Origin of the sequence: Methylobacterium platani (assembly GCF_001653715.1) — a bacterium.
In the GTDB taxonomy this organism is placed as follows: domain Bacteria; phylum Pseudomonadota; class Alphaproteobacteria; order Rhizobiales; family Beijerinckiaceae; genus Methylobacterium; species Methylobacterium platani.
On the sequence record NZ_LWHQ01000012.1, the window covers coordinates 16574 to 42596 of the forward strand.

General features: G+C 71.6%; 19 protein-coding genes and 2 tRNA genes. 7 read left to right on the plus strand and 14 right to left on the minus strand.

Annotated features, from left to right (window positions below):
- Positions 1-80 precede the first annotated feature (80 nt).
- Positions 81-863: an HpcH/HpaI aldolase family protein gene (locus A5481_RS06485; protein WP_048435329.1), complete on the plus strand. Its 783-nt coding sequence runs from the start codon at positions 81-83 to the stop codon at positions 861-863.
- A 97-nt stretch (positions 864-960) separates the two neighbouring features.
- Here the strand turns inward: A5481_RS06485 and A5481_RS06490 are convergent, their stop codons facing one another.
- Both A5481_RS06490 and A5481_RS06495 read right to left on the minus strand, forming a co-directional pair.
- Positions 961-1635 (minus strand): alpha/beta hydrolase, encoded by a 675-nt coding sequence (locus A5481_RS06490; protein ID WP_048435320.1) that lies wholly within the window; start codon positions 1633-1635, stop codon positions 961-963.
- A 53-nt stretch (positions 1636-1688) separates the two neighbouring features.
- A complete protein-coding gene (locus A5481_RS06495; protein WP_048435319.1) occupies positions 1689-2387 on the minus strand; it encodes a DNA-3-methyladenine glycosylase family protein in 699 nt (232 codons plus the stop codon).
- A gap of 6 nt (positions 2388-2393) precedes the next feature.
- On the opposite strand from A5481_RS06495, the gene gluQRS reads away from it, so the two are divergent.
- Both gluQRS and A5481_RS06505 read left to right on the plus strand, forming a co-directional pair.
- Positions 2394-3236, plus strand: coding sequence for a tRNA glutamyl-Q(34) synthetase GluQRS (gene gluQRS / locus A5481_RS06500; protein ID WP_048435318.1), 843 nt, complete (start codon positions 2394-2396; stop codon positions 3234-3236).
- A 59-nt stretch (positions 3237-3295) separates the two neighbouring features.
- On the plus strand, positions 3296-3964 hold the full coding sequence (locus A5481_RS06505; RefSeq protein WP_048435317.1) for a DJ-1/PfpI family protein: 669 nt from the start codon (positions 3296-3298) through the stop codon (positions 3962-3964).
- Positions 3965-3971: 7 nt separating this feature from the next.
- On the opposite strand, the gene A5481_RS06510 is transcribed toward A5481_RS06505, so the two are convergent.
- The 5 genes from A5481_RS06510 to A5481_RS06530 form a co-directional block, all read right to left on the minus strand.
- Positions 3972-6017: a M23 family metallopeptidase gene (locus A5481_RS06510; protein WP_048435316.1), complete on the minus strand. Its 2046-nt coding sequence runs from the start codon at positions 6015-6017 to the stop codon at positions 3972-3974.
- 222 nt (positions 6018-6239) lie between these two features.
- Positions 6240-7070 (minus strand): class I SAM-dependent methyltransferase, encoded by an 831-nt coding sequence (locus A5481_RS06515; RefSeq protein WP_048435315.1) that lies wholly within the window; start codon positions 7068-7070, stop codon positions 6240-6242.
- Positions 7071-7179: 109 nt separating this feature from the next.
- Positions 7180-7674 (minus strand): Ros/MucR family transcriptional regulator, encoded by a 495-nt coding sequence (locus tag A5481_RS06520; protein WP_048435328.1) that lies wholly within the window; start codon positions 7672-7674, stop codon positions 7180-7182.
- A gap of 314 nt (positions 7675-7988) precedes the next feature.
- Positions 7989-8065: transfer RNA gene (locus A5481_RS06525), tRNA-Pro, on the minus strand.
- A gap of 85 nt (positions 8066-8150) precedes the next feature.
- Positions 8151-8227: transfer RNA gene (locus A5481_RS06530), tRNA-Pro, on the minus strand.
- Positions 8228-8550: 323 nt separating this feature from the next.
- Here A5481_RS06530 and A5481_RS06535 point away from each other — a divergent pair.
- Positions 8551-10158, plus strand: a complete 1608-nt coding sequence (locus tag A5481_RS06535; protein ID WP_245238986.1) for a histidine kinase famiy protein — start codon at positions 8551-8553, stop codon at positions 10156-10158.
- Between the two features lie 101 nt (positions 10159-10259).
- Entirely contained in the window at positions 10260-11642 is a 1383-nt protein-coding gene (locus tag A5481_RS06540) for an esterase-like activity of phytase family protein (RefSeq protein WP_082173258.1), read from the plus strand.
- Between the two features lie 60 nt (positions 11643-11702).
- On the opposite strand, the gene A5481_RS06545 is transcribed toward A5481_RS06540, so the two are convergent.
- From A5481_RS06545 to A5481_RS06570, 6 genes are all read right to left on the minus strand, one after another.
- Positions 11703-12083, minus strand: a complete 381-nt coding sequence (locus A5481_RS06545; RefSeq protein ID WP_064503834.1) for a putative hemolysin — start codon at positions 12081-12083, stop codon at positions 11703-11705.
- 88 nt (positions 12084-12171) lie between these two features.
- Entirely contained in the window at positions 12172-12894 is a 723-nt protein-coding gene (locus A5481_RS06550; RefSeq protein WP_048435314.1) for an ABC transporter ATP-binding protein, read from the minus strand.
- Positions 12895-12898: 4 nt separating this feature from the next.
- Entirely contained in the window at positions 12899-14953 is a 2055-nt protein-coding gene (locus A5481_RS06555) for a branched-chain amino acid ABC transporter ATP-binding protein/permease (protein WP_048435313.1), read from the minus strand.
- Positions 14954-15033: 80 nt separating this feature from the next.
- Entirely contained in the window at positions 15034-15906 is an 873-nt protein-coding gene (locus A5481_RS06560; protein WP_048435312.1) for a branched-chain amino acid ABC transporter permease, read from the minus strand.
- Positions 15907-15968: 62 nt separating this feature from the next.
- Entirely contained in the window at positions 15969-17183 is a 1215-nt protein-coding gene (locus tag A5481_RS06565) for an ABC transporter substrate-binding protein (RefSeq protein WP_048435311.1), read from the minus strand.
- Positions 17184-17420: 237 nt separating this feature from the next.
- On the minus strand, positions 17421-18410 hold the full coding sequence (locus A5481_RS06570; RefSeq protein ID WP_048435310.1) for a hypothetical protein: 990 nt from the start codon (positions 18408-18410) through the stop codon (positions 17421-17423).
- Positions 18411-18629: 219 nt separating this feature from the next.
- Here A5481_RS06570 and A5481_RS06575 point away from each other — a divergent pair, with 219 nt between their 5' ends.
- Positions 18630-19244: a carboxymuconolactone decarboxylase family protein gene (locus A5481_RS06575; RefSeq protein WP_048435309.1), complete on the plus strand. Its 615-nt coding sequence runs from the start codon at positions 18630-18632 to the stop codon at positions 19242-19244.
- Positions 19245-19473: 229 nt separating this feature from the next.
- Here the strand turns inward: A5481_RS06575 and A5481_RS06580 are convergent, their stop codons facing one another.
- On the minus strand, positions 19474-20535 hold the full coding sequence (locus A5481_RS06580) for a threonine aldolase family protein (RefSeq protein ID WP_048435323.1): 1062 nt from the start codon (positions 20533-20535) through the stop codon (positions 19474-19476).
- A gap of 748 nt (positions 20536-21283) precedes the next feature.
- Here A5481_RS06580 and gltB point away from each other — a divergent pair.
- Positions 21284-25975, plus strand: a complete 4692-nt coding sequence (gene gltB, locus A5481_RS06585) for a glutamate synthase large subunit (RefSeq protein ID WP_048435308.1) — start codon at positions 21284-21286, stop codon at positions 25973-25975.
- Positions 25976-26023 lie beyond the last annotated feature (48 nt).

Below are 26023 nucleotides of genomic sequence, written 5' to 3' on the forward strand. Positions count from 1 at the left end.
CTGCCCTAAGCTTCCGCCGGTGCGAAGCCGCGGCCGAACGCGCGGCCGATCCGGGAGGAACGACGATGGCGGAACGGGCGATGGCCGAACGAGGGGGGGCGGTGGCCGCGCTGGCGGCGCGATTCCGCGAGGGCAAGCCGCTGATCACGGCCTGGTGCGGCATTCCCGAGCCGTCGGTCGCGGGGCTCATGGCGGCGGAGGCCTTCGACGCCGTCACCCTCGACATGCAGCACGGCGCGCACGACTTCGACAGCATCAGCCGCACCGTCGCCCTGGTGGCGGCCCGCGGCAAGCCGACCCTGGCGCGGGTGCCGGTCGGCGGCTTCGCGACCGTCTCGCGCCTGCTCGATGCCGGCGTGTCCGGCGTGATCGCCCCGATGGTCAACACGGTCGAGGATGCCCGGCGCTTCGCCGCCCTCGCCAAGTACCCGCCGCTCGGCGAGCGCAGCTGGGGCCCGGCCCCGGCGCTCGCGCTGTCGGGCCTCGCCCCCGAGACCTACCTGCGGGAGGCCAACGGCTTCTGCCAGACGCTGGCGATGATCGAGACCCGCGAGGCGCTCGCCGCCCTCGACGACATCCTGGCGGTGGACGGGATCGACGGCATCTTCATCGGCCCCTCCGACCTCTCGATCGCGCTGTCGAACGGCGCCGGCCTCGATCCCGACGGTGCGGCGGTGCGCGATGCGCTCAAGCACGCCATGGCGCGCACCCGCGCCGCGGGCAAGCGCATCGGCATCTATTCCCTGTCCGGCCCACGCACCCGCGAGCTGATCGCCGAAGGCTTCGACCTGATCGCGCTCTCGGGAGACTCGGCCCTGCTGCGGGCCGGCGCCGCCGCCGCGCTGAAGGAAGCGCGGGGCTAGGGAGCGTCACGATCGCGTTGCGATCGCGACGCTCCCCGAGCCTTTGTTGTGCCGCAGTGTCTGCGGCGAACCGGTTTCCACGTCGTCGGACAGGTCTCTAGCCGCGCCGCGCCGCCCGCGCGAAGCCGGCGGCGAGGAACTGTCCGGCATGGTGGAGGGCACCGTCGTCGATGCCGTGGCCGATCCCGGCGGAGAGGTGCCACTCCGCCGGCACGTTCGCCGCGGCGAGCGCCTCGGCCGACAGGAACAGCGCGTCGACCGGGATCACCTCGTCCTGGTCGCCGTGGGCCAGCAGGACCGGCGGCACCGCGGAGGGTGACAGGCTCTCCGGTCCCGTCCCCTCCTCCATGACCAGCATGCCGGACAGCCCGACCACCGCCGCCACCGGGGCCGGGCGGCGCAAGGCGACGTGCAGGGCCATCATGCAGCCCTGGCTGAATCCCACCAGGGCGAGCTGGTGCGGGCCGAGGCCCAGGGCTTCGAGCTCCGCGTCGAGGAAGGCGTCGAGCGTCGGCCCGGCCCGGCTCACCCCGCGCCAGCGCTCGTGCGGATCGCGGAAGGTGAGGGCGAACCATTGCCGGCCGAAGCCCTGGATGCAGGGCTCGGGGGCGTGCGGCGCCACGAAGGCCGCGTCGGGCAGGAGCGGCTGCCATTCCTGGGCGAGGTCGATCAGGTCGTTGCCGTCGGCGCCGAAGCCGTGCAGCAGCACGACGAGCTGGCGCGGCGGCGTCCCGGAGCGGGGCATCAGGCGCGGGCCGGTGAGGATCGGCATCGGGGCGGGCTCCGTGGGCGGTCGGGCAGGGACGGGCGCGCCGTCGCGCGGCCTCAGGGAAGGGGCGCGCCGTCGCGCGCTCTGGCCACCCGGTAATAGGCCCACAGCATCGTGGCGGCGACCCCGCGCCACGGGCGCCAGGCCTCGGCCCGCCGGGTGAGGGCGGCGGCGCTCGGCCGCGCCTCCAGGCCGTCCGCGAGGCGCGCCGCCTCCTGGAGGGCGAGGTCGCCGGCCGGGAAGGCGTCCGGATGGCCGAGGCAGAACAGCAGGTAGACGTCCGCCGTCCAGGGGCCGATGCCGTGCACCGCGACCAACAGCCGGTGGGCCTCGTCGGCCGGCAGCGCGTGCAGGGAATCGAGCGGCAGGGTGCCGCCGAGGACGGCCTGCGCCGCCGCCCGCAAGGCGCGGATCTTCGGCGCCGACAGGCCGGCCTCGCGCAGGATCGCGTCCGGGGCCGCGTCCAGGGACGCGGCGGTGAGGTCCGGCAGGCGGGCGACGAGCCGGCCCCGGATCGCCGCGGCGCTGGCGGTCGAGATCTGCTGTCCCACCACGATGCCGGCCAGCCCCTCGAAGCCGGGCGCGCGCTTGCGCAGGGTGGGCGTCGCGCCCTCGGCCAGGATGCGGGCCATGACCGGATCGAGGTCCGCCAGCGCCGCAATGCCCGCGCGCAGGACGGCCTCGGAATCGAGCGGCGGCCCGGTGACGCCGGCGGCCGGCGGGCTTATGGCGTGGGGTGTCCTCGTCGTCCGCATCCCGCCGTGCCGTCTCCCCGCCTGCGCTTCGCCCCGAGCCCGAACGGGCGCCTGCATCTCGGCCACGCCTACTCGGCCCTCCTCAACGCTCGTGTCGCCCGGGCGCTGCAGGGCGAGATGCTGCTGCGCATCGAGGACATCGATCCGGTCCGCTGCCGGCCGGAGCTGACCGAGGCGCTGATCGACGACCTCGCCTGGCTCGGCCTGACCTTTCCGGAGCCGGTCTGGCGCCAGTCGGCCCGGATGTCCACCTACGCCGCCGCCCTCGACGGCCTTCGCGGGCGGGGCCTGATCTATCCCTGCACCTGCACCCGGCGGGAGATCCAGGACGCCGCCGGCGCGGCCCGCGATCCGGACGGGGGCCCGCTCTATCCCGGCACCTGCCGCGGCAGGCCCGCCCCGGAGGCGCCGCATGCCTGGCGCCTCGACATGGCCCGCGCGCTCGCGGCCTGCCCCGGGCCGCACGCCTACACGTCGTTCGCGCCGGGCGAGCCCGACGTGGTGCGCGCGGCCGACCCGGCCCGCTGGGGCGACGCGGTGCTCGGCCGCAAGGACGTGCCGACGAGCTACCACCTCGCCGTGGTCCTCGACGACGCCGCGCAGGGCATCACCCACGTGGTCCGCGGCCGCGACCTCGAAGCCGCCACCGACCTCCACGTCCTGCTCCAGCGCCTGCTCGGCCTGCCCACCCCGCGCTACCACCACCACGACCTGATCCGGGACGCCGGTGGGGAGAAGCTGTCGAAGAGCCTGCGCTCGGAGGCGCTGGCGGCGTTGCGGGAGCGGGGGGCGAGCGCCGCGCAGCTGCGGGCGCGGCTGGGCTTCGGCGAGGATACGGGAACCGCCTGACGGCCCTTGCACCCCACCCCGCCCCATACGATCCTGCCGCGCGAACGGGAGGAACATTCGTGTCGCTCAGCTTCGGAATCCTCATCTTTCCGCAGGTCCAGCAGCTCGACCTGACCGGTCCCTACGAGGTCTTCGCCTCGGTGCCGGACAGTGCCGTGCATCTGGTCTGGAAGGACGGCGAGCCGGTGCGCTCGGCGACCGGGATCCCCTTCGTGCCGACCGCGACCTTCGCGACCTGCCCGCCGCTCGACGTGCTGTGCATCCCCGGCGGCGCCGGGGTGAACGCCTTGATGGAGGACGCCGAGACCCTGGACTTCGTGCGGGCGCGGGCCGGTCAGGTCCGCTACCTCACCTCGGTCTGCACCGGGGCGCTGGTCCTCGGCGCGGCCGGGCTGCTGGAGGGCCGGCGGGCGACGACGCACTGGTACGCGCACGATTTCCTCGCCCGCTTCGGCGCCGTGCCGGTGCAGGACCGCGTGGTGCGCGACGGCAACCTCATCACCGCTGGCGGCGTGACCTCCGGCATCGATTTCGGGCTCACCGTGGTGGAGGAGCTTCTGGGCCGCGAGGAGGCCGAGACGGTTCAGCTGGCGCTCGAATACGCCCCGGCCCCGCCCTTCGCCGCCGGCACCCCGGCCGAGGCGCCGGCCGCGGTGGTGGAGCGGGCGAAGAAGCGGCTCGGCGGCTCCCGGGCGGCGCGGGAGGCGATCATCGGCCGGATCACCTGAGGCCGGCTCAGCGCATCGCCTCGCGCTGCGCCAGCGTGGTCGACGCGCCGGATTTCTGGATCAGGCCGTCGATCTGGTCGCGCTGGCGGCGGAACTCGGCGAGCAGCCGGCCGTCGAGCTCGCGGCCGCGGGGCACGCGGATCTTCATCGGGTCGACGAAGTGGCCGTTGATGATCACCTCGTAGTGCAGGTGCGCGCCGGTCGAGAGACCGGTGGACCCGACATAGCCGATGATCTGGCCCTGGCGCGCCTTGGCGCCGGCGCTGACGCCGCGGCCGAACCGCGACATGTGGTTGTAGGTGGTGACGTAGCCGTTGGCATGCTGGATCTCGACCCGGCGGCCGTAGCCCGAATCCCACTCCGCCTTGATGACCGTGCCGTTGCCGGCCGCGAAGATCGGGGTGCCGATCCGGATCGACCAGTCGACGCCGGTATGGAGCTTGGCGTAGCCGAGCACCGGATGGCGGCGATAGCCGAAGCCGGAGCTCATGTTGCCGTCGGCCACCGGCTTGCGGATCAGGAACTTCTTCAGCGAGCGGCCGGCCTCGTCGAGATAGTCGACGCTGCCGTCGTCGGGCGACTGGAAGCGGTAGATCCGTCGCGCCTCGCCGCCGAGGTTGAGCGCCGCGAACAGGATGTCGGGCCGCTCGGACGAGCCGCCGGATTCCTCGTCGTAGGTGTAGAACAGCTCGATGCCGTCGCCGGGCGCGACGCGGCGCTGGAAATCGACGTCGTAGCCGAAGATCCGCACCAGGTCCTCGACGGTCGAGCGCGGCAGGTCGTGGCGCGCCGCGGTCTCGTACAGGCTGGCATAGAGGCGTGCGCCGGTGCCGTCCTCGTCCTCGTCGGCTTCCGGCTTCGCGACGGGCTTCTGGCCCGCGCCTTCCGGCACCGGCGGGGCCACCGACACGAAGGCGCCGCGGTCGTTCATCGCGGCGATCGCCTCGACGCCGGACTCGCCGTAGAGGATGACGCGGGTGAGCTGGCGCGGGTCGCCGGCCCGGGGCCCGGGGCCGATCTGCAGGCGCATCTGCTGGCCCTCGCCGACCCCGCCGGCCCGGACCCGGGTGCCGAGGGCGGCGAGGATCGGGCGGACCTGCTCGTCGAGGCCGCCATTGGCCTTGAGCACGCCCTCCAGGGTCTCGCCGCGCTTGATCGCGACGTCGCGCTCCTCGACCAGCGGCGCGTCCCGCTCGCGCTCGATCTTGGCGAGATCGGTGACGTTCTCGCGCATCACCCGGACCTCGATCGACTTGAACGGGCCGGAGGCACCGCCGAAATCGCCGCCGCCGTCGAGGCCTGGCAGCGTCGCCATGCTGCGCAGGGTGCGCGAGAGCATGAGCTGGGGGGCGATCGGCAGGGCCGCGCGCCGGCCGGCCTCGGCGGCGAGCCGCCGCTCCTCCTCGATCTGCGCCGCCACGTCGTCGTCCGAGAGGGCCGGGGAGCCGGCCTGCACGGCGACGTCCCCGAGGTCGCGCTTGACCACGGAGACCTCGGCATCCGGCGCGTCGGTCGTCGTCGCGGCCTGCGCCTCCGGGGCGCGGTCGGTGCCCGGGTCGGCGAAGAAGCGCATCGGGTCGAAGGGCGGGATGTCGGTCGCCGCCATCCCGGCGGTGGCCGAGAGCGCGGTGGCGATCCGCACGAAGGGCCGGACCTTGATGATCTCGCGCTCGCCCGCCCGCAGGGTCACGGGCGCCTTGAAGCTCTGCTTGGCGAGCGCCACCATCGGGTTGCGCACCAGCCGGTCGCCCTTGCGGGAGAGGTTGGTGCCGCCCTCGCTGGCGACCGGGCGCGGCGCCACCGTCACGGCCTGCGGCAGCTCCGCGAAGGTGATCTCGCCTTGCAGCGAGACCCAGATCGCCGAGCCGATCAGCGCGGCGCCGGTCATGCCGGTGAGCACGCAGGCGGAGAGCCAGCGCAGGTTGACCTCGCGGCGGTCGGCCCGCGGCGAGGCGGCGCCCGAGAGGTCGAGCGGCGGTTCGTGGCCCGGATCGGCGGAACGGCCGCGGGGCGCCTGCTGGGATCCGACCGGGTCGAGCCGCGCGCGCTTCACCGTGTCTCCTTGGCCTTGTGCTGGCGCCGTCGGCGAAGCCGCGGCGGGGCAGGGAGCGCTCCGCGCCGTCCGCGACCATGCGTGGCTCACGCAGGGAAATCAACGGCGGCCGGGATCCGCATCCCCAGGGGTGGAACCGGGATGTCCTCCGTCTCTCCGGCGTCAGCATGTCAGGATTGAGGCGTGGGCGGCCCGGCTCGCGGCGGCGCGCCGGACGCGGCCTCAGCCCGGATTGACCGCCGTCGCGAGCCAGCAGGCGGTCCCGAGGCGCACCGGTCCCGCCGGCGGCATCGCGTCCCGCACGGCGGCCACGGCGCGCTCGCGCAGGGCCGGATCGTCGAGGTCGCGCAGCAGACCGGCGATCGGCCCGACGGTGACGGCAAACCGCGTCGCCGCCTCGGCATCGGCGCCGATCTCCACCGGACGATCGACCGGAACGACCGCGGCCTGCGCGAAGCCGGCCTGCGTCAGGAGTTCGACCAGCGCGTCGCCGTCCGCGAACCGGAACGGCCCGGGGCCGCCCGGCGGCGGCGGCGCGGGCGCCGGCACCACCCCGAGCACCGCGTCGCGCGGCCGGTTCACCCACTCGTTCTCCGGCAGCGCGCGCCAGCACAGGAGGACGAGGCGGCCCCCCGGTCGCAGGGCCCGCCGGATATTGGCGAAGGCCGCGCGCGACTCCTCGAAGAACATCACCCCGAACCGCGACAGGGCGAGGTCGTGCTCCGGCGCGAAGGCCCGGGTCTGGGCGTCGGCCTCGATCCAGCGGATCGGCGCACCGGCGGCCGGACGGGCGCGGGCCCGGGCCAGCATCGGCCGCGACACGTCGACCGCGGTGACGGCGCCGTCCGGGCCGAGGCGCTCGGCGGCCAGCAGGGCGGTCTCGCCGCAGCCGCAACCGATATCGAGCATCCGCTCGCCGGGGCGCAGGCCCGCGCCGTCGAGGAGGGCGGCGGTGAGCGGCGCGAAGACCCGGTCGAGCTCCGCCTGCATGCCGGCCCAGCGCTCGCCGACGTCGCCGTTCCAGTACTCCGTCTGGGAGATCGGGTCGGGCATCGGCCTGTCCTTCGTCGCGTCCGCGTCGTCCCGACCGTACAACCGGCGCGAAACCGGAGACAAGGCGCGGCTCGTCGCCTCCCGATCGCGCCCGTCAGGCCGTGCCGCGTCAGGTCGTGCGGCTGCCCCGCGGGCGGCCGCGCCGGCCCGTGCCGCCGCCGTTGTTCTCCGGCGCGCCGTCGCCGCCCTCCGCCCCCCGCAGCCGGCGCCGGCCGAGCCCGCTGTTCTTGGCGAGCTCGGAGCGCTGCGAGGCGTAGGTCGCCGCGACCATCGGGTAGTCGCGCGGCAGGCCCCATTTCTCGCGGTACTGCTCGGGCGTGAGGCCGCGGCCGGCGAGGTGGCGCTTGAGCGTCTTGTAGGGCTTGCCGTCCTCGAGGCTGATGATGTGGTCCGCCGTGACCGTCCGGCGGATCGGGATCGGCGGCTCGGGCTTCGGCGGCTCGGGCGCCGGCGGCGCCATCAGCTGGGTCAAGGTCGAGTGGACGGCGCCGATCATCGGCGGCAATTCGTTCGGAGGTACTGCGTTGTTGGACACGTAGGCCGTGATGATGGCGGCGCAAAGATCGACGACGCGGTCACCAGAGCCGTTCTCCTCGACATTCATCATCCCACCCCGTCTGCATTCCTCTTGAATGAATGCATGACAAAGACCGAACGTCAAACAGACGGAGGTTCAGGGAGGTTAGTCCTGTGGACGTAGCGCCCGTTCGTCAGTCAAGGCTGACGCCAGGATACCAGCTTATGTTTATGACAGGGGCTACGCTCTTGGATGTAGGGAGCCGTGCGGCCTATGCCGGCGCGATCGCGACGAGGCCGGCCGCGACCACGAGGCACGCGCATCGGCTGCGCGCACGCGGCGAGCGTGGATGGCGCGACGGTGCTTGATCTCTGAGGAGGTCCGCCCGGATGGCGGATGAATGGTCGGAGTGGCAGGATTTGAACCTGCGACCCCCACGTCCCGAACGTGGTGCGCTACCAGACTGCGCTACACTCCGACGCGCCCGAAGGCGTTGCTTGCAGCGTCACACCATCCTGTGAAGATGTGTGCGCTCTCGGGAAGACTCAGGCTCGTGAGAGCGCTGGTCGGAGTGGCAGGATTTGAACCTGCGACCCCCACGTCCCGAACGTGGTGCGCTACCAGACTGCGCTACACTCCGAAGCCGGCCGCCGGCCGACGAGGGGGCTTATAGCGAGGCCTCCCGGGAGCCGCAAGGCCGTTCGTGCCGGCAAGGCCGAGTTTCTTGGAGCCGGGTTCCGGTCGCGGGCGGTCCTTCGGTCCGGCGTTGCGGCCGCGGGCGCCGCCAAGGCGCCGCAAGGGGAGGAAGACCTTGCGCGATCCCGTCCCGCCCCCCATTCTCGCGCCCTGGACAAGGTCGGCCCCGGCGGGGTTGCGGATGGTGAGCCGGGGGGCGGTGTGAGCGAGGACGATCAGGCCGGGATGGCGGAGCCGGGAGCGTCCCACTCCGCGGACGCTCCCTCGTTGGCGCATCTGAAGTCGGCGGTGATCCGCAAGCCCGGTCTCGACGACCGCGGCAGCGTGTTCTTCGCCGCCATCGAGATGACCCGGATGCCGATGATCCTGACCGATCCCCGGCAGCCCGACAATCCGATCGCGTTCGCCAACCGGGCGTTCCAGGACCTCACCGGCTACACGGAGGCTGAGCTCGTCGGCCGCAACTGCCGCTTCCTGCAGGGGCCCGAGACCAGCCGCGAGACGGTGGCCGAGCTGCGGCAGGCGGTCCAGGAGCGGCGGGCGATCGCGACCGAGATCCTCAACTACAAGCGCGACGGCTCGCCGTTCTGGAACGGCATCTTCATCGGCCCGGTCTTCGACGAGGCCGGGGAGATCGTCTACTTCTTCGCCTCGCAGCTCGACGTGACCCGGCGGCGGGTATCCGAGCAGGCCTTCCGCCAGGCCCAGAAGATGGAGGCGATCGGCCAGCTCACCGCCGGCCTCGCGCACGACTTCAACAACCTGCTGCAGGTCGTCACGGGCAACCTCGAGATGGCGCAGGGCGCCGTCACCGGCGAGCGGGCGCAGCGCCAGCTCGCCAACGCGGCCGGCGCCGCGGAGCGCGGGGCGAAGCTGACGAAGCAGCTCCTGTCCTTCGCCCGCAAGGCGCGGCTCGAGCCGCGCTCGCTCAACCTCAACGCCCTGGTGCTCAACCTCGCCGAGGTGGCGGAGAGCACGCTCGGCAGCACCGTCTCGGTGCGCCTCGACCTGACCCCGCGGCTGCCGGCGGTCACCCTCGACCGCACCAACCTCGAGATGGCGCTGCTCAACGTGCTCATCAACGCCCGCGACGCGATGCCGGCGGGCGGCACGGTGACGATCGCGACCGCCTCGGTCCACGTCAACGGCAACGGCCGGGCCCGCAACCTGCCGCCCGGCGACTACGTCGCCCTGCGGGTGCGCGACGAGGGGGAGGGGATGCCGCCCCACGTCGCCGAACGGGCGACCGAGCCGTTCTTCTCGACCAAGGGCCCCGGCAAGGGCACCGGCCTCGGGCTGGCCATGGCGCACGGCTTCGTGCAGCAATCCCGCGGCCGGCTCGAGATCGAGAGCCGGCCCAGGACCGACGGCGGCGACGGCGGCACCACCATCACGATGCTGTTTCCGGCCGGCCATGGCACGGCCGCCGAGGAGGAGCCCGCCGAGCAGAAGGCGATCCTGCGGCGCGGCGACGAGACCGTGCTGGTGGTCGAGGACAGCGACGACGTGCGGGCGCTCGCCCGCGAGTATCTCGAGAGCCTGGGCTACCGGGTGCTGGCCGCCCGCAACGGCGAGGAGGCCCTGGGTGTCCTGGGGTGCGAGGAGCGGATCGACCTCCTGTTCTCCGACATCGTGATGCCGGGCAGCGTCAACGGCCTGGTCCTGGCCGAGCGGGCCCGGACGCTGCGGCCGACCCTGCCGGTGCTGCTGACCACCGGCTACAACGAGGACCTGGTGGCCGAGGGCCCCGCGACCCCGACCATGGACGTCCTCGGCAAGCCCTACCGCAAGGCCGAGCTCGCCGACCGGATCCGCTCCGCCCTCGATCGCGGCGCCCGGGCGATGCCGGCCCCCGGCGAACCGCATCACGGCTGAGGATCTCGCCCGGGGGATCGCCGCACGGCGGATCCTGTCGTCACCTCGCTGACATGGGTGATGCGCCAGAACGGCCGCGCCCGTTCTCCGCGAGGATCTCCATGCCGCGCCGTTCGCTTCTCGTCCTCACGCTCCTGATGTCCGGCGCTTCCGCCGCCGTGGCGCAAGCCCCTCAGGCCCCGCAAGCCCCGCAGGCCTCGCCCCGATCCTTCCCCGCGACCCTCGCCGGCCACGCCGTGCTGCCGGCCGACAGCGTCGCGCCGCTGCCGGCGGATGCGCCCGGGGACCTCGCCACCCCGGGCAAGTTCACCACCGGCCGCCGGGTCGATGCGGTGGGCACGGTCGAGGCGCAGTCGATGGGCCGCGCCACCAGCATGAAGCTGCCGCTCAAGGGGCAGCCGCTCCAGGGCCATTCCGGCATCAAGCACATGGCGGACGGCACCTACTGGGTGCTCACCGACAACGGCTTCGGCACCAAGGCGAATTCGCCCGACGCGATGCTGTACCTCAACCATTACCGGATCGACTTCGGGACCGGCGGCGTCGAGCGCCTGGAGACGATCTACCTGCGCGATCCGGACAGGAAGGTGCCGTTCCGCATCGCCAACGAGGCGACGGAGAGCCGCTATCTCACCGGCAGCGACTTCGACCCCGAGAGCTTCCAGTTCGTCGGCGACGAGATCTGGATCGGCGACGAGTTCGGCCCGTTCCTCATCAAGGCCGACCGCAAGGGCCGGGTCCAGGCGGTGTTCGACACCCTGGCTTCGGCCAAGCCGGTCCGCTCTCCCGACAACCCGGCAGTGACGACTCCGGCCGCGCCCGGCGGCGCGGTGGTCTTCAACGCTCGCCGCTCGAAGGGCTTCGAGGGCATGGCGGCGTCGCCCGACGGCAGCCGGCTCTACGCGCTCCTCGAAGGCCCGCTCTGGGACGCCGACGCGAAGGCCTTCGAGACGCATGACGGCCGCACGGTGCTGCGCATCCTCGAGTTCGACACCAAGGCCGAGGCCTGGACCGGCCGCTCGTGGCTCTACCCGCTGGAGCAGGCCGGCAACGCCATCGGCGACTTCAACCTGGTCGACGGGACGACCGGCCTGATCATCGAGCGCGACGACGGCGAGGGCACCGCCGACCGCGCCTGCCCGGAGGGCCAGAAGGGGCCGGACTGTTTCTCGGTGCCGGCCAAGTTCAAGCGGATCTACAAGGTCGAGATGACCGACGCCAACCAGGGCGGTCCGGTGCGCAAGATCGGCTTCATCGACCTGATGCGCATCGCCGACCCGGACAAGAAGGCCCGCAAGCCGCTCACCGACGGCGCGCTCGCGATGCCGTTCTTGACGATCGAGAACGTCGACAAGGTCGACGACACCCACATCGTCGTCGGCAACGACAACAACCTGCCGTTCTCCGCCAGCCGCGACCCGCATGCGGTCGACGACAACGAGTTCGTGCTGCTGGAGGTGGGGGAGTTCCTGAAGGCGAAGTAAGGGGGACGGCGCCCCGTATCCCGGATGAGATGCGGGGCGCTCGACGTGAGCGCGCGATCGTCAGCGCACCATCTGACGGCTGCTGCGAAAGAGCTGCCACTCCTCGACGACGCGGCCATCGGGCAGGTGGCAGAAGGCAGGCTGACCCGGGATGTCCTGGCGCAGCTCGAGACGCCCGCCGGCGGAGGCGCAGTAGGCCGAGGCCGGGTTGCCGCCGCCGCCGACAGGCGCCGCGCGGTTCGCGCCGCGGAACAGCTGCCACTCCTCGACGACGCGCCCGTCGGGCAGGTGGCAGAAGCCGGCCTGGCCCCCGGGACCCTGGCGCATCTCGAGGCGCCCGCCGACGGACGTGCAATAGGCCGAGGCGGGGTTGCCCATGGCCCAGGCCTGGGGCGCACCGGCGGCGACGGTGAGCAGAATGGCGGCAAACAACGACTTCACGGCTCTCTCCTGATCCCGTGTCCGGCACGGGATAGCGCGAGCCCGATGAACCGGCGGTGACGCAAGGTCGTCCCGCCGGCCCTCCTCGTCAGTGCCCGCCGCCGAGATACGCCGCCTGCACCTGCGGATCGGTGCGCAATTGCGCCGCCGGGCCCTGGAAGCGGATGCGGCCGTTCTCGAGCACGTAGGCGTGGTCGGCGACGCCGAGCGCCGCCATGGCGAACTGCTCGACGAGGAGCATCGTCACCTGCTCCTCCTTCAGCCGGCGGATGATGCGGAACACCTCCTCGACCAGCTTCGGGGCGAGGCCCATCGAGGGCTCGTCGAGGAGCAGGATCTCGGGCCGCAGCATCAGGGCGCGGCCCATGGCGAGCATCTGCTGCTCGCCGCCGGACAGGGTGCCGGCGAGCTGGGTGCGGCGCTCGCGCAGCCGCGGGAACAGCGTGTAGGCCCGCTCCCGGTCGGCGTTGACGTCGCCCTTCGGCCGCGAGCCGGTGAGGCGCGGGAAGGCGCCGAGCGTCAGGTTGTCCTCGACCGAGAGGGTCGGGAAGACGCGCCGCCCCTCGGGCGAGTGGGCGAGCCCGGTGCGGGCGACGTCGTGGCTCTCGAGGCCGCCGATCTCGCGGCCGTTGAGCTTGATCGAGCCGGCGCGCGGCTTGATCATGCCCGACAAGGCCCGCATCGTGGTGGTCTTGCCGGCCCCGTTCGAGCCGATCAGGGTGACGACCTGGCCCTTCGGCACCGTGAAGGTGAGGCCGTGCAGGACCTCGATCTGGCCGTAGCCGGCCGACAGGCCGCTGACATCGAGCATCTCGTTACTCCGCGGCGTCGGCAACCGGGCTGCCGAGATAGGCTTCGATGACCTTGGGGTCGGACTGGACCTCGCGGGCGCCGCCTTCCGCGATCTTGTGGCCGAAATCGAGTACGCTGACGCGGTCGCACAGCCCCATCACCACGTCCATGTGGTGCTCTATCAGGATCACCGTGATGCCGGCGTCGCGGATCTTGCGGATGATCAGCGTCAGCTCGGCGATGTCCGGGGCGGTCAGGCCGGCGGCCGGCTCGTCGAGGAGGAGGAGGACCGGATCGAGCGCCAGCGCCCGGCCGATCTCGAGGAGGCGCTGCTTGCCGTAGGGCAGGTTGCGCGCCTCGATCTGGGCCAGAGGCCCGAGGCCGACGAAGTCGAGGATCGCCATGGCGCGGGCCCGGGCCTCGCGCTCCTCGCGCCTCCGCCGGGGCGTGCCGAGGATGGCGTCGAACAGCGTGCCCTGGAAGCTGTGGTGCAGGCCGACCAGCACGTTCTCCAGCGCGGTCATCTCGCGGAAGAGCTGGACGTTCTGGAAGGTGCGGGCGACGCCCGAGAGCGCGATCTCGGACGGCGTGCGGCCGTCGAGGCGCTTGGCGGCATCCGTGCCGGTCGCGAGCGAGACGCCGCCCGCGGTCGGCCGGTAGATGCCGGTGAGCACGTTCATCATCGTGCTCTTGCCCGAGCCGTTCGGGCCGATCAGCCCGTGGATCGTGCCCGGCCGCACCGCGAGGTCGACCTCGTTGAGGGCCTTGAGGCCGCCGAACTGCATCACCGCGCGCTCGACCTTGAGCAGCGGGTCGGCGCCGGAGCGGCCGCCCTGGCGGATCAGCGCCTCGCCGGAGGCCGCGAGCGCCTGGGTCGCCCCGGTATGGGCCGGGCGCAGGAAGGGCAGCTTCTCGCGCAGGAAACCGACGATGCCGTCCGGCAGGTAGTAGACCACGAACAGGATCATCAGGCCGAAGACGGTGAGGCGGAAATCCGTCACCGAGTCCATCGCCAGCGTCGCCGGGAAGAAGGCGAGGCAGAGCGCGCCCGGGATGAGGAGCGTCATCCGGTCGTCGCGGCGGCGCAGGAAGGCGAGGCCGACCACGACGACGGCCAGGGCCGCGATGATGCCCGCCATGATCCGCACGAGGCCGATATCGGCCAGGATGTTCGGCATCATCACGATGATCGCGGCGCCGATCAGCGGCCCGGAGCGGGACTTGCGCCCGCCCATGGTGACGGCGAGCAGGAACAGCACCGTCAGCTCGAAGCCGTAGGAGTTCGGCGCGACGTAGCGCTCCGACCAGGCGAACAGCGCGCCGGCCAGGCCCGCGAGCGCCGCCGAGATCACGAAGGCGTAGACCTTGTAGCGGTAGACGCTGACGCCCATGCAGTCGCAGGCGATCGGCGAGTCGCGCAGGGCCTCGAAGGCGCGGCCGAAGGGCGAGCGCACCACCCGGTTGACCACCAGGATGGTGGCCAGCAGGCAGGCGCAGACGAGGTAGTAGAATTCGAGCTTGCGGCCGGCCGCCCCCCAGGGCGCCTGCATGCCGATCAGCGAGAAGTCGAGGACGCGGGCCGGCGGCAGGGTGATGCCGAGGGGGCCGTTGGTCAGATCGGTCATCTCGTTGATGAAGATCTGGATGATGGTGCCGAAGGCGAGCGTCACCATCGCGAGGTAGGGCCCGCTGACCCGCAGCGCCGGAATCGCCAGCAGCAGGCCGAACCCCGCCGTGACGCCGATGCCGGCGAGCAGCCCGAACCAGAGCCCGAGCTTGAACTTGAGGAACAGCACCGCCGCCGCGTAGGCGCCGATGCCGAACAGGCCGGCATGTCCCAGCGAGACCTGGCCGGTATAGCCGACCACGATGTCGAGGCCGAGGATCAGGATCGCGTAGATCGCGATCACCACCAGCAGGTGGATGTAGTACTGGCTGGTGACGACGTGCGGGAAGGCCGCCAGGAAGACGACCAGACAGACGGCGCCGAGGAGGCCGACGAAGCGGCCGAGCCCGGCTTGGGGGACCGGCGGGGCGGTTTGCCGGGCCAGCGCCGGCGCGGAGGCGGACTGCGCCATGATCGTGAGGAACCCTGGACGAGACGGGGGCGACGAGGCCGCTCCCGCGATCCGGGGAGCGGCGCCAGGCGGAAACGGAGTCAGACCTTCTTGATCACGGCCTTGCCGAACAGGCCGACCGGGCGCACCGCCAGCACGGCGAGCAGCAGGATCAGGCCGGGCACGTCCTTGTAGCCGGTCGAGATGTAGAAGCCGGTCATGGTCTCGGCGACGCCGAGGATCAGCCCGCCGACGATCACGCCGAGGCCGGATTCGAGGCCGCCGATGATGGCGACCGCGAAGGCCTTGAGCGCCAGCACCGAGCCCATCGTGGCGCCGGTCAGCGTCACGGGGGCGACGAGCACGCCCGCAAAGGCCGCGGTCATGGCGCTGATCGAGTAGGACAGGGTGATGACCTTCTGGGTGTTGATGCCCATCAGCCCGGCGGCGTCGATGTCGTTCGAGGTCGCCACCACCGCCTTGCCCCAGATCGAGCGGCGGTTGAACACCTCGACCGCGAGCATCATCAGCAGCGCGCCGCCGACGATCATCAGCTCCATCGGCAGCACCCGGACCCCGCCGAGGGTGATCGCGGTCTCCGGCAGCGGCGAGGGGAACTTGAGGTCGTCGCGGCCCCAGATGTTCTCGGCGACGTTCTTGAAGATGATGCCGAGCGCGATGGTGGCCATGATCCACCCGTACTCGGACTTGATCTTCACCGCCGGGCGCACGCCGAGCCGCTCGACCACCGCGCCGAGCGCGAAGCCGAAGACGAGCACGAGCGGCAGCATCAGCCAGTAGCCGGTGAACGGCACCAGCGTCAGGCCGAACAGGGCGCCGAGCATCAGCGCCTCGCCCTGGCCGAAATTCAGGGTCTTCGAGGTCGCGAAGGTGAGCTGGTAGCCGAACGCGATCGCGGCGTAGATCATGCCGACGGCGACGCCGCTCGCCATGAGCTGAAGGAAGATGTGCATGGGGAGGCGGCTCGTCTCGACGGGCGGTCCCCGCGCCTCATGCGCGGGGACCGGTTGCGACCTCAGTTCGAGGCCTTCTCCTTGACGCGGACGACGCCGGCATTCTTGGCGTCCTCGTCCTTGGCGTAGACGATCTTGCCGTCCTGGACACGCCCGAACACCACCATGTTGCGGCTGATGGCGTTGTGGTCCTTAGGGGTGAACGGCTTGTCGTAGGTGGTGACCACGCCCTCGACCTTGCTGTTCAGGTCCTCGAGCGCGGCGCGCACCTTCGGGCCGTCGGTGGTGCCGGCCTGCTTGATCGCGGCGGCCAGCAGGTAGACCGAGTCGTACCCTTGAGCGCCCGCCACCGGGGTCGGGATCTTGTTCACCTTGAAGCTCGCATAGTAGCCGTCGAGGAAGGACTTGCGCTTCGGCAGCGTCTTATCCTCGATGAAGGTCTGGGGCATGATCACGCCGTTGCCGTTCGCCCCGGCGATGTCGATGAAGCTCTGCATCGAGGCCGGCCACGAGGCGATCATCGGCACCTTCCAGCCGAGCTTGGACATGCCGTTGGCGATCTGGGCCAGCTCCGGGCCGATGCCGTAGGCGAGGATCACGTCCGCGCCCGCCGCCTGCGACTTCAGCAACTGGGGCGTCATGTCGACGTCCTTGATGTTGAACTTCTCCACCGCGACCGGCTTCACGCCCTTGGCCTTGAGGTACTTCTCGAGGTCCTCGCGGCCGAGCTGGCCGTAATTGGTCGAGTCGGCTAGGATCGCGATCTTCTTGAAGCCCTGCGCGATCGCCTCGTCGGCCATCATGCCGGCCTGCAGCACGTCGTAGGCCGAGGTGCGGAAGACGTAGTTGTTGTCGTAGTCCGGCGGGTTGAACTGGTTGGTGATCACGGTGCCGGTGGCGACGTTGTTGATCACCGGGATCTCGGCCTCCTGGTAGAAGCGCTGGGCGGCGAGCGCCACGCCGGTGTTGATGAAGCCCAGCGTCGCGACGACCTTCTCCTTGTTGATCAGCTCCTGGGCGACCTGCGACCCGACCTCGTTCTTGGCCTCGTCGTCGCGCTCCACGAGCTGGATCTGGCGCCCGAGCACGCCGCCGTTCTTGTTGATCTCCTCGGCGGCGAGCCGCACGCCGTCGCGCATCGAGACGCCCATCGAGGAGGAGCCGCCGGTATAGGGGCCGGTCACGCCGATCTTGATCGGGTCGGCCGCCAGGGCCGGGACCGCGAAGGCGGTCGCGCAGGCGAGCGCCGCCGCGAGAGCGGTCAGGGATGAGCGCATCTGGATTCCTCCGGGGACCGTTTCTTGCCGTCCCGCCCTAGGCGGCCGGGGATCGGGGTGCCGGATAGAACCGAAAGTGGCAGCGCTTGTCGAGCGCGTCTTTCGATCTAGAAAGCGCGGTCGGAGCGGGCGGGACTGCTGGGCGCGTGCTTGGGCCGGACGGCGGATGCTGTCCCGCCCGCGCCTTCATCCTGAAGGCGAGGCGGGCGCGCGTCCCGCCCGGCCTGCCGCAGATCGTCAGTCCTTCGCCGGCTCGTCCTTGCCGGGCACCTGCGTGATGCCGCCGATCACCCGGACCGGGCGGTTGCCGTCCGGCGGGGTCTTCCAGCCGCCGTCCTTCGTCTCCGGCGCCTTCGCGGGGGCGGCCTCGGCGGCTGTCGCCGGGGTCTCCCTGGCGGCCGGCGCGGGCTTCGGCGCCAGGGGCGGGACGAAGGCCTGCGGCGATTCGATCTTCTCGGGCGGCTTCGTCCGGGCCGCGGTCCGGCGCGGAGCCTCGTGCTTCACGCCCTCGGGCCGGGCGGCATCGGCCGGGGTCTCGCGGCGCGACGCGGCACCGGTGCGGGCGGCCGGGCTGTCGGGATTGAGCCCGAGCGGGTTCGGCCCGGCGGCGCCCGGCGCGCGCGGAGTCGGCGCGGCGCGGACGGCCGGGGAGGGGGTCTCGATTCCGGGAGCCTGGCCGGGCGCCGTCGGCGGCAGCGGGCGAGCGGCGACGCGGCGCTCCTCCGGGCGCTCGCCGGCCGGCGGCAGCGGCTCGGCCCGGGAGAGCGGCACCGGGGCGTAGACGCCGCCGTCGCGCGGGGCGGTCTCGCGAAAATCGCCGCGGGGGCCGCGCTCGCGAAAGATCTCGTCGCGGGGTGCCGGCGGGCGCATATCGGCCTCGGTCCAGCCGTAGCCGGCGCGCCGGCCGCCGGGCACCGTGCCGGGGGGGATCAGCGGCGCCTCCAGGCGCTCGCGGTCGAGGATGCGGCCGGTGCGGGCGTCGACCACCAGCTGCACCCGGTTGCCCCACGGGCTGTCGGCCTCGACCCGGTAGGTCTCGCCGTCGAAGCGCGGATGGGTCATGCCGGTGAAGCCGGCCCGGCCGAGGCGGAAGATCACCGCCCGCGGCGGCAGGATCGCGTCGTCCTCGTCCTCGATGACGACGCGGTAGCCTTGCGCCAGCGCGGGCGCGGCCGCCCCCGCCAGCAGCGTGGCGGCGAGCGCGGCCAGCAGTGCCGCGCCCGTCACGGACCGCGGTCCCGTCTTCGACGGCTTTGCAGTCATCGTCCCGCATTCCCTTGTTTCCGGGGTCGGGCCGGGCTTGTGCAGCCCCGCATTCCCCTCGTGCTTGGACAACGGTCTGTTAACCGCGCGATTGAGGCGGGATTGCGGGAGCGCGGCCATCGCGGGCATCGCCTTTCGGGTAAGGACGGACGATCGAGCGGTCGCTCGTCCCGGAGGAACCCCATGTCGCGTCTTCTGCCCGCCCTTCTCGTCGCGCTCATGCCCTGCGCCGCCCTCGCCCGGGACCGGCTGCCGACGATCCCGCCCGCCCAGTACGGCCCGGAGCAGAAGCAGGCCGCGGAGGCGTTCGAGGCCGCCCGCAAGACCCCGGTCTTCGGGCCGTTCGAGCCGCTGATGTACTCGCCCGACGTGATGACCCTGGCGCGCGCGATGGGCGATTACCTGCGCTACAAGCCGAAGATCGGCACCACGCTCTCCGAGCTCGTCATCCTGGTCAACGCCCGCCACTGGACGCAGGATTACGAGTGGTACGTCCACGCCCCGATCGCCGCCAAGGTCGGCATCGCGCCGGAGGTCATCGCGGCGATCCGCGACGGCCGCCGCCCGACCGGCCTGCCGGAGGACCAGGAGACCGCCTACGACTTCACGGCCGAGCTGCTCCAGAACAAGCGCGTCTCGGACGCGACCTTCGCGCGGGCCGAGAAGCTGTTCGGCAAGCCGGGCGTCGTCGATCTCACGGCGGTGAGCGGGTACTACACCTTCCTGGCGATGGAGCTGAACGTCGCCCGCTATCCGCTGCCGAAGGACGGCACGCCGCTGCCGCGGCTGCCGGAATAGATTTTCCAGGCACAGACCCGGCGGCTTCACGGTCTCCCCGTCGTCCCGGGGCTCGCCGCGGGCGAGAACCCGGGATCCATGCCCTCTCATGGTCCCGGATGGGGTGGCGCGCTCCTCGCCTCATCGTGGTGCGTCGGCGGTGGTCGCTCCCGGGTTCCGCTGCGCGGATCCGGGAGGACGCCGAGGGTTGTCGCCCTCGTCGTGGCAAGGTGTCACGAGCCGGCAGCTCTCAGGAGGCCCGCCGGGCCAACCCCAGGAACGCCTCAACCTCAGCCTCGGTGGTCGAGAAGGCGGTGATGAGGCGGATCATCCGCTCGTCCTCCCACACGCTCTCCCCCGCGGGCAGGCTGCGGCTCGTCCAGTCGTAATAGGCCGCGCCGCCCCGGCGCAGGGCCTCGTCGAGGCCGGCGGGCAGGATCGGGAACAGCTCGTTGCCCGGGACCGGCCAGGCCAGGCGCACGCCGGCGATCTCCGACAGGCCCGCGGCGAGGCGCGCCGCCATGCGGTTGGCATGCGCCGCGTTCGCCAGCCAATGGTCGTCGGCGAGGTAGGCCTCGAGCTGCGCGGCGAGGAAGCGGCCCTTCGACAGGATGTGGCCGGCGCGCTTGCGGCGGAAGTCCAGCGTCTCGGCGAGGTCGGGGCGGAAGACCAGGATCGCCTCCGCCGCGAGCGCGCCGTTCTTGCTCGCTCCGAAGGACAGGACGTCGATGCCGGCCCGCCAGGTCATCTCGGCCGGCGCGCAACCGAGCGCCTGGAGCGCGTTGGCGAAGCGCGCCCCGTCCATGTGGACGGCGAGGCCGTGGGCATGGGCGATCCGGCTCAGGGTCGCGATCTCGTCGACCGTGTAGACCTGCCCGCTCTCGGTGAGCTGCGACAGGGTCAGCGCGCGGGGCGGCATCTGCTTCACGTGCCGGGTCAGGCCGCCGAGGAAGCCGTCGAGGGTGTCCGGCGCGATCTTGCCGCCGGGGCCGGGCAGGCCGTGCAGCTTGGCGCCGTGGGTGTAGAATTCCGGCGCGCCGCACTCGTCCTCCATCACGTGCGCCTCCTCGTGGCAGAGGCACAGGCCGAAGGGCGGCACCATCACGGAGAGGGCGAGCGCGTTGGCCGCGGTGCCGGTCGCGACCGGGAAGACCGCGAGGTCGGAATGCTCGAACAGCGTCCGGAAGCGCGGGGTCAGCCCGAGCGTCAGAGGGTCGGCGCCGTAGGCCGGCATCGCGCCGCCGTTGTGGCGCACGATCGCCTCCAGGACCGGAGCGCTCGCCCCCACCACGTTGTCGCTCGCGAAGTTCATCGTGCCCTCGGCTTCCTCGATCCGGCGTGCGGCCATAGTGCCGGGCCGGAGCCGTCGGCACGAGGCGTCGCCGCTCATGGCCGTCATGTCCTGCCCGTCATGTCTTGCCCGTCATATCCCGCCGGCCCTGTCCGTGCGGCCGCGCCTCACGATCATGCGGCAGGCGAAGCGGGGGAATGATGCGCGCTCCCACCCGGATTCGGCATTTCGTTGCGGCCGGCTGCGGCGAAACGCAAGAAAAGCACAAGGGTGGACGGAATGGCCTCTTGCTGGACCGATTGAAATCTGGCAGGTTCCCCGAGTTAGGACAGTACCGCTGTCCCATTTTCCCGGCCGGGCTCCGCGCCCCCGGGTCGCAAGGGCGCTGGCTTGTGGCTTGCACGACGGCCAAACGAGATACCAAACGCGCCGCCATTCGGGCGGTGCGGGCGCACGCGGCCTGAAACCAGGCCTGCCGGGCGCTCGCGAGGTGCGGGCGCTCCCTTCGCGAGACGCGACCGACCCTCCCGCGGCTGAAGAACGATAAGGCGGCGGCCGTGCCCTCGGCTCGGCCCGCCCGCGGCGCCGCTCGCGGCGATCCGCGCCACTTCGCCCGCCCGTGACGGTGGGATAGCCTGCCGCCGAGGCAGGTTCGCCTGTCCTTGCGGCAGGCTGCCCTTTCGCGGCCGGTTCGCCCGGCCCCTTATCGACCATCACCGAGCGCGCCCGCGCGCCTCGAGACGAAGACCGGACCTTGGGAGACCAGACCATGAGCGGCACGGACCAGTCCCAGCACCCCACCCGCGGGCAGGCGGTCCCCGCCCTCGTCGTGCGCGACCCGGCCCTGCCGGCGCGCCAGGGCCTCTACAACCCGGGCAACGAGAAGGATGCCTGCGGCGTCGGCTTCATCGCCGACATGCACAACCGCCAGACCCACGCCATCGTCCAGCAGGGCCTGCAGATCCTCGAGAACCTCGACCATCGCGGCGCCGTCGGCGCCGACCCGAAGATGGGCGACGGCTGCGGCATCCTGGTGCAGGTCCCGCACGGCTTTTTCGCGGCGGAGGCCGAGCGCCTCGGCATCAAGCTGCCGGAGGCCGGCCATTACGGCGTCGGCCAGCTCTACATGCCGCGCGACGAGGAAGGCTTCAAGCTCGTCGAGGGGATCGTCGAGAAGGCGATCGCCGACGAGGGGTTGGGCCTGCTCGGCTGGCGCGACGTGCCGGTCGACCCGAGCGACCTCGGCGAGAGCGTCAAGGCGAGCGAGCCGCGCCACCGCCAGGTGTTCATCGGCCGCCCGGCCTCCAGCGCCGACCAGGACGCCTTCGAGCGCCGGCTGTTCCTCGTCCGCAAGGTGATCTCGAACGCCGTCTACACGCTCAAGGACGAGCGGCTGAAGGAGTTCTACCCGGTCTCCCTGTCCTCGCGCACCATCGTCTACAAGGGCATGGTGCTGGTGAACCAGCTCGGCCACTACTACCTCGACCTGAAGGACGAGCGCTTCGTCTCGGCGCTCGCGCTGGTGCACCAGCGCTTCGCCACCAACACGTTCCCGACCTGGCGCCTGTCGCACCCCTACCGGATGGTCGCCCATAACGGCGAGATCAACACGCTGCGCGGCAACGTGAACTGGATGGCGGCGCGCCAGGCCAGCGTCGATTCGGAGCTGTTCGGCAACGACATCTCGAAGCTCTGGCCGATCTCCTACGAGGGCCAGTCCGACACCGCCTGCTTCGACAACGCGCTCGAGTTCCTGGTCCAGGGCGGCTACCCGCTCGCCCACGCGATGATGATGCTGGTGCCCGAGGCCTGGGCCGGCAACCCGCTGATGAGCGACGAGCAGCGCGCCTTCTACGAGTACCACGCCGCCCTGATGGAGCCGTGGGACGGCCCGGCCGCGCTCTGCTTCACCGACGGCCGCCAGATCGGCGCCACCCTCGACCGCAACGGCCTGCGCCCCGCCCGCTACCTTGTCACCGACGACGGGCTCGTCGTGCTCGCCTCCGAGATGGGCGTGCTGCCGATCCCCGACGAGAAGATCGTCGAGTCCTGGCGCCTGCAGCCGGGCCGGATGCTGCTCATCGACCTCGAGAAGGGCCGCATCGTCTCCAACGAGGAGATCAAGAACGAGCTCGCCGCCGCCCACCCCTACAAGGAGTGGTTGAAGCGCACCCAGATCGTGCTCGAGGACCTGCGCCCGGTGCAGCCGCGCGAGTCGCGCACCGACGTGTCGCTGCTCGATCGCCAGCAGGCCTTCGGCTACACCCAGGAAGACCTCAAGCTCCTGATGCAGCCGATGGCCGTGACCGGCCAGGAGGCGGTCGGCTCGATGGGCACGGACACGCCGCTCTCGGCGCTCTCCGACAAGCCGAAGCTCCTCTACACCTACTTCAAGCAGAACTTCGCGCAGGTGACGAACCCGCCGATCGACCCGATCCGCGAGGAGGCCGTGATGAGCCTCGTCTCGTTCATCGGGCCGCGGCCGAACATCCTCGACCTCGAGGGCACCTCGCGCAAGAAGCGCCTCGAGGTGCGCCAGCCGATCCTGACCAACGCGGACCTGGAGAAGATCCGCTGCATCGGGCATTTCGAGGACCGCTTCGACACCAAGACCCTCGACATCACCTACGCGGCCGAGACCGGCGCCCAGGCGATGGACGGGGCGCTCGACCGGCTCTGCGACCGGGCCGAGGCGGCGGTGCGCGGCGGCTACAACATCATCGTGCTCTCGGACAGGGCGGTCGGCCCGGACCGGATCCCGATCCCGGCCCTGCTGGCCACCGCGTCGGTGCACAACTACCTGATCCGCAAGGGGCTTCGCACCTCGGTCGGCCTCGTGCTCGAATCGGGTGAGCCGCGCGAGGTGCACCACTTCGCGTGCCTCGCCGGCTACGGCGCCGAGGCGATCAACCCCTACCTCGCCTTCGAGACGCTGATCGCGATGAAGGACGAGCTCCCGCCCGAGCTCACCGACGAGGAGATCGTCTACCGCTACATCAAGTCGATCGACAAGGGTCTGCTCAAGGTGATGTCCAAGATGGGCATCTCCACCTACCAGTCCTATTGCGGCGCGCAGATCTTCGACGCGATCGGCCTCAACTCGACCTTCGTCGAGCGCGACTTCTTCGGCACGGCGACGACCATCGAAGGCATCGGCATGGCCGAGATCGCCGAGGAGACGGGCCGGCGCCACCGGGACGCCTTCGGCGATTCCCCGGTCTACCGCACCGCCCTCGACGTCGGCGGCGAGTACGCCTACCGCCTGCGCGGCGAGGCCCATACCTGGACGCCCGACACCGTCGCGACGCTCCAGCACGCGGTGCGGCTCAACCTGCCCGACCGCTACCGCGCCTACGCCAAGATGGTGAACGAGCAGGAGAACCACCTCAAGACCATCCGCGGCCTGTTCCGGATCAAGAGCGCGGCGGAGATCGGCCGGGCCCCGGTCGAGATCGACGCGGTCGAGCCGGCGGTCGAGATCGTCAAGCGCTTCGCGACGGGTGCGATGTCCTACGGCTCGATCTCCAAGGAGGCGCACGAGACCCTGGCGATCGCCGTCAACTCCTTCGGCGGCCGATCGAACTCGGGCGAGGGCGGCGAGGAGCGCGAGCGCTACCGGCTGCTGCCGGACGGCCGCTCGCGGCGCTCGGCGATCAAGCAGGTGGCGTCGGGCCGCTTCGGCGTCACGGCGGAGTACCTCGTCAACGCCGACATGATGCAGATCAAGGTGGCGCAGGGAGCGAAGCCCGGCGAGGGCGGCCAGCTGCCCGGCCACAAGGTCGACGCCAAGATCGCCAAGGTCCGCCACTCGACCCCGGGCGTCGGCCTGATCTCGCCGCCGCCGCACCACGACATCTACTCGATCGAGGACCTGGCCCAGCTGATCTTCGACCTCAAGAACGTCAACCCGGCGGCCGACGTCTCGGTCAAGCTGGTGGCGGAGGTCGGCGTCGGCACGGTGGCGGCCGGCGTCGCCAAGGCGCGCGCCGACCACATCACGATCTCGGGCTTCGACGGCGGCACCGGCGCGGCGCCGCTCACCTCGATCAAGCACGCCGGCGGTCCCTGGGAGATCGGCCTCGCCGAGACCCAGCAGACCCTGGTGCTCAACCACCTGCGCGGCCGGGTCGCGCTCCAGGCCGACGGCGGCATCCGCACCGGCCGGGACGTGCTGATCGCGGCCCTGCTCGGCGCCGACCAGTTCGGCTTCTCGACCGCGCCGTTGATCGCGGCCGGCTGCATCATGATGCGCAAGTGCCACCTCAACACCTGCCCGGTCGGCGTCGCGACCCAGGACCCGGTGCTGCGCAAGCGCTTCAAGGGCACGCCCGAGCACGTCATCAACTACTTCTTCTTCGTGGCGGAAGAGGTCCGCGAGCTGATGGCGTCGCTCGGCGTCACCAAGCTCGACGACCTGATCGGGCGCTCCGAGTACCTCGACAAGCTCGCGGCGATCTCGCACTGGAAGGCCAAGGGCCTCGACTTCACCCGGCTGTTCCACAAGCCGGACGTGCCGGAAACGGTGGCGCTCCGCCACGTCGAGACCCAGAAGCACCCGATCGACCAGGTCCTCGACCGTCGCCTCATCGCAGGCATCGGCGACGCGATCGAGACCTGCACGCCGACGACCGTCGAGGACGTGATCCGCAACTCCGACCGGGCTGCGGGCGCGATGCTCTCGGGGATGGTTGCCAAGGCGCACGGCCACGAGGGGCTGCCGGACGACACCCTGACGGTGAAGCTCACCGGCACCGCCGGCCAGAGCTTCGGCGCCTGGCTCGCCGCCGGCGTGACGCTCAGCCTCACCGGCCACGCCAACGACTACGTCGGCAAGGGCCTGTCGGGCGGCAAGCTGATCATCCGTCCCTCGGACGCTCTCGGCTCGCCGTCGGACCGCACCATCATGGTCGGCAACACGGTGCTGTACGGCGCCATCGCGGGCGAGGCCTACATCCGGGGCGCGGCCGGCGAGCGGTTCGCGGTCCGCAACTCGGGCGCCATCGCGGTGGTCGAGGGCATGGGCGACCATGGCTGCGAGTACATGACCGGCGGCGTCGTCGTGTCGATCGGCGAGACCGGGCGCAACTTCGCGGCCGGCATGTCGGGCGGCATCGCCTACGTGCTCGACGAGGACGGCTCCTTCGCCAAGCGCTGCAACCTGTCGATGGTCGATCTCGAGCCGGTCGAGGAGGAGGACGAGTTCATGCGTCGCTTCCACCAGGACGGCGACCTGGAGACCAAGGGGCGCATCGACATCCTGGCCGACATGTCGGGCCACGACGAGGAGCGCCTCGTCGGGCTGATCAACAACCACCTGAAGTATACCGGCTCGGTGCGCGCCAAGGCGATCATCGACAACTGGGACACCTACCGCACCAAGTTCGTGAAGGTGATGCCGGTCGAGTACCGGCGGGCTTTGCGCGAGATGGAGCGGGCCCGGATGCCGGTGGCGGCGGAGTAAACCGGGAGGCCGAAGGGCTGAGCGCCAGACCCCTCCCCCCTCTGCGGG